Source organism: Mesorhizobium sp. M7A.F.Ca.US.002.01.1.1 (assembly GCF_004022955.1).
In the GTDB taxonomy this organism is placed as follows: domain Bacteria; phylum Pseudomonadota; class Alphaproteobacteria; order Rhizobiales; family Rhizobiaceae; genus Mesorhizobium; species Mesorhizobium ciceri.
Map to the genome: position 1 here is coordinate 1 of NZ_RZQE01000526.1, position 3,830 is coordinate 3,830.

Annotated in this window: 4 protein-coding genes and 2 pseudogenes; 2 read left to right on the top strand and 4 right to left on the bottom strand. The window is 65.0% G+C overall.

Annotation, left to right across the window (positions count from 1 at the left end; all coding sequences use genetic code 11):
- Positions 1-23: 23 nt before the first annotated feature.
- Positions 24-236, bottom strand: coding sequence for a 4-oxalocrotonate tautomerase family protein (locus EN932_RS31140; protein WP_127369925.1), 213 nt, complete (start codon positions 234-236; stop codon positions 24-26).
- Between the two features lie 69 nt (positions 237-305).
- On the bottom strand, positions 306-1,043 hold the full coding sequence (locus EN932_RS31145; protein WP_024501705.1) for an SDR family oxidoreductase: 738 nt from the start codon (positions 1,041-1,043) through the stop codon (positions 306-308).
- A 103-nt stretch (positions 1,044-1,146) separates the two neighbouring features.
- On the opposite strand from EN932_RS31145, the gene EN932_RS31150 reads away from it, so the two are divergent.
- Positions 1,147-2,040, top strand: coding sequence for a LysR family transcriptional regulator (locus tag EN932_RS31150; RefSeq protein ID WP_127385279.1), 894 nt, complete (start codon positions 1,147-1,149; stop codon positions 2,038-2,040).
- 23 nt (positions 2,041-2,063) lie between these two features.
- On the opposite strand, the gene EN932_RS31155 is transcribed toward EN932_RS31150, so the two are convergent.
- Both EN932_RS31155 and EN932_RS39220 read right to left on the bottom strand, forming a co-directional pair.
- Entirely contained in the window at positions 2,064-3,290 is a 1,227-nt protein-coding gene (locus EN932_RS31155; protein ID WP_063168617.1) for a flavin-dependent oxidoreductase, read from the bottom strand.
- Positions 3,291-3,353: 63 nt separating this feature from the next.
- Positions 3,354-3,470, bottom strand: a pseudogene (locus EN932_RS39220) (transcriptional regulator); the annotation flags it as partial.
- On the opposite strand from EN932_RS39220, the pseudogene EN932_RS38490 reads away from it, so the two are divergent.
- Positions 3,420-3,830, top strand: a pseudogene (locus EN932_RS38490) (hypothetical protein); the annotation flags it as partial. The pseudogenes EN932_RS39220 and EN932_RS38490 sit on opposite strands and share 51 nt — an antisense overlap.

Consider the following 3,830-nt stretch of genomic DNA (forward strand, 5'->3'; position numbering starts at 1 on the left):
CCTCTTCGAGGTCTAGCCCTGCACTACTCCTTCGCGCGAAAAACTTCCGGCACGACGAACACTTCGTCGGCCCGGCCATAGCCTCCGTCGGCGACCTCATCGACCAGCACCATCGTGTAGGGGCGCACGCCCTCACCGAAAAAGTCCACGAACATCGCGGTCGTCCGATGGATGAGGTCTTCCTTCTGCGCTTTGGAGAGGGCCGCTTGCGGTAGCTTGATGTTGGCGAATGGCATGATGTTTCCTTAGCTTTTCGAGTGTGGAAGTCAGGCAGTCAGGAGAGCCAAGCCGGCCTGGTTGCCGCCTCAGACCACGCCGCCATTGGCGCGGATGATTTGCCCGTTGACCCAGAAGCTGTCCGGACCGGCCAGGAACGAGACCAGCCCGGCAATGTCGTCGGGCTGGCCGAGCCGGCCGAGCGGGATCATCTTGCCGATGGCCTCGATCTGCGCCTCGCTCTTGCCGTCCGTGAACAGCGCGGTCTCGATCGGTCCGGGCGCCACCGCGTTGACGGTGACACGGCGCGCGCCAAGCTCCTTGGCCAGGATGTGGGTCATCGCCTCGACACCCGCCTTTGTGGCGGCGTAAACGCCGTAGCCCGACTGATAAAGACCGACGACGCTGCTGGAAAAATTGATCATGCGGCCGCCGTCGCGAAGCCGGCGCGCACCTTCCCGCATGCCGCGAAACACGCCGCCGAGATTGATCGCGATCTGGGTGTCGAACGAAGCATCGTCGGTCTGCGCGATCGGCGAAATCTTCATGATGCCGGCATTGTTGACGAGGATGTCGATGCCGCCGAACGCCTTCTCGCCGGCGTCGAACAGCACGGCGATGCCGTTCGGATTGGCGATATCGGCCTGCACGGCGATCGCCCTGCCGCCGCCGGTCTCGATCGCGCGGACCAGTTCTTCGGCCTCCGCGCGGCCCCGTGCATAGTTGACGACAACGGCGACGCCGTCACGGGCGAGCCGCTGTGCGATGGCGGCGCCGATGCCTTTGGAGGCGCCGGTCACGATCGCGGTTCTGGTTTGATTTGTCATCGAAGTCTCTCCGCGTTGTTGGTGACACGGATATAGGCCAAGCCGAATTCCGGATAATCATCCACCCATTGACATCACTATTCGGGAACTGCGAACAAAGAGCATGGATCGGCTGGACACGATGCGGCTCTTTGTTCGCGTTCTGGAGCGGCGCAGCTTCACCGCTGCCGCGGCCGATCTCGGCCTGCCGCGCTCAACCGCGACGGAAGCCATCCGGCGGCTGGAGGAGCAACTCGGCGCGCGGCTGCTGGAACGAACGACGCGGCAGGTGAACGCCACCCAGGATGGTGAAGCCTACTATCGGCGCTGCCTGTCGATCCTGGCCGAGATCGAGGATGCCGAGGCCGCCTTCCGCAACGCCGAGCCTTTCGGCCTGCTGCGCATCGACGCCAGCACGCTGCTCACCCGCACATTCCTGTTGCCGCGCCTGCCGGAGTTTCTCGACCGCTATCCCCGCATCGACCTGCAGATCGGCCAGAGCGACCGGCTGGTCGATCTCGTGCGTGAAGGCGTGGACTGCGTGATCCGCGTCGGCGAGCCGCCCGACAGCGGCATGATCATGCGGCGGCTCGCGATGATCCGCGAGATCACCTGCGCCAGCCCCGCCTATCTCGAGCGCCACGGCACGCCCGCCTCCCCCGATGCGCTCGATGGTCACCAGGCGGTGGGCTTTGTCTCGTCGCGCACCGGAGAGACCCTTCCGTTCGAATTCACTGTCGCCGGCAATATCCGTGAGGTGCGGCTGCCCGGCCGCGTCGCCGCCAACAATTCCGATACCGCCGCCGACCTGGCGCGGCTTGGCCTCGGCCTCATCCAGGCGCCGCGCTATCGCTTCGACAAAGACCTGGCCGAAGGGACGCTGGTCGAAGTGCTGGCCGATTATCCGCCATCGCCGACGCCGCTGTCGGCGCTCTACCCGCAGAACAGACAGCTCTCGCCGCGCCTTCGCGTCTTCCTCGACTGGGCCTCACGCATCTTCGCCGAGGCAAACCTGTAGGCTGCAAAACGCGCCACTCGCGATCAACTCGGTTTTGCAAACCCGGCCAGGGACGCATAGCCGCGTACCACGCTCTTGCGTTCTTCGCGCGAAGCGACGGCGTCGATGTCATCAAACCCATGCGGCGCCCGGGCCTCGACCATGTCTATGACCGCTTCCGGCCCGCCTTGCCGATTGGCCAGCACGATGGCCGATGTGGCCGGCCGCCGCTCCCCGTCATACCGTGTTAGCGCGGCTTCGACGGTCGGTCCTGCGGCCAGATGCATCGCAAGGCAACCAGCGTCGAGTATTGCCTGGCTGGCTCCGTTCGACCCCACCGGGTACATGGGATGCGCCGCATCGCCGAGCAGCGTCACCCGCCCGAACGACCATCGTGGCAGCGGGTCGCGGTCGCAGTTCGGATATTCGTAGAAGCCATCCGTTGCCTGGATGATCGAGGCGGGGTCGACAAAATCAAGCTGAAACCGGTCACGCACGAAGGGCAGCACATCGTCGATCACGCCCGGGCGGCTCCAGTCGCCGGGACGCAGCGGTGATGTGCCGCTATCGCCGGTATTGGCCATCACCGCCCAGTTCGTCAGCCTGGTCTCTTCGCGATCCGGCTCGATCGGATAATAGACGAACTTGGCGAAATTGCCGCCGGCAACCGCCATGGTGCGCCCGTCGCGCCAGACCGGCCACGGCGTGGCGCCGCGCCACAGCATCGTGCCGTTCCAGATCGGCGGCCCTTCTTCGGGATAGAGCACGGCCCTGACGGCGGAATGAATCCCGTCGGCGCCTATGAGCAGGTCGCCATGGGCCTCGCCGCGCGAGCCGTCATGCCGGCGGAAATGCGCCACGACCTCGCCCTCGTTCTGCTCGAAGGCATCGACACGGCTTGCCGTGCTGATGACGTCGCCGCCAAGCCTGTTCACCACGGCCCGGTGAATCAGCCCCAGCAGCCTGCCGCGATGAATGCTGATTTGCGGAACCTCATAGCCGGCATCGATGCCCCGCAATTCCTGCCATACGATCTGGCCGAAGCGGTTGGTGTAGACAAGCTCGCGTGTCCTCACCCCCTCCGCGTCGAGCGCCGGCATCAGCCCAAGCCCGGCCAGCGCCTTGACAGCGTGAGGCAGCATGTTGATGCCGACGCCAAGTTCGCGGATGTCGTCGGCCCGCTCGAAAAGTTCGACCTCGATGCCTGCCTCATGCAGGAACAGAGCAGTGGTGAGGCCGCCGATACCGGCCCCGGCGATCAATGCTTTCATCAGTCACTCCCTTGCCGTGAAAAGTCCCCCCGAGCCGGTCAGATGCCCGTCGACTTCGCGACGTCACGGCGATGCACGTGGCCGGGGATATTCGAGTTGCATGGCGACGAGGTCTGCCGTGCGGGCACCATGGCGGGCAGCGATGGCGCGCAGCGTTTCGTCCAGGACTTTTGCCGGTCTCCAGATGGCTTGACGACGAGGCTACCGGCGTTAGGTTTCGTCCGAAATGACATAAATCGGGCGAATACTGCCATGCGCAGGCACGTTGCCGTCGTCGTTCACCCCGGTTTCCAGCTTCTGGATGCGGCCGGGCCGACAACCGTCTTCGAGATTGCGGAGCGCTGCCGCCCGGACAGCTATGAGTTGGTTTTGCTGTCGCCCGGCGGCGGCGACGTTGAAAGCTCCTCTGGCCTGAAGCTTCTCACCAGACCTCTGCGCGACGGCCCTTTCGACACCGTCATCGTATCGGGCGGCGAAATCATCCGTTCCATCGAGGCGATGGAAGAGATCGTCGCCTGGTTGAGGCGGGTGGCCGCGCGG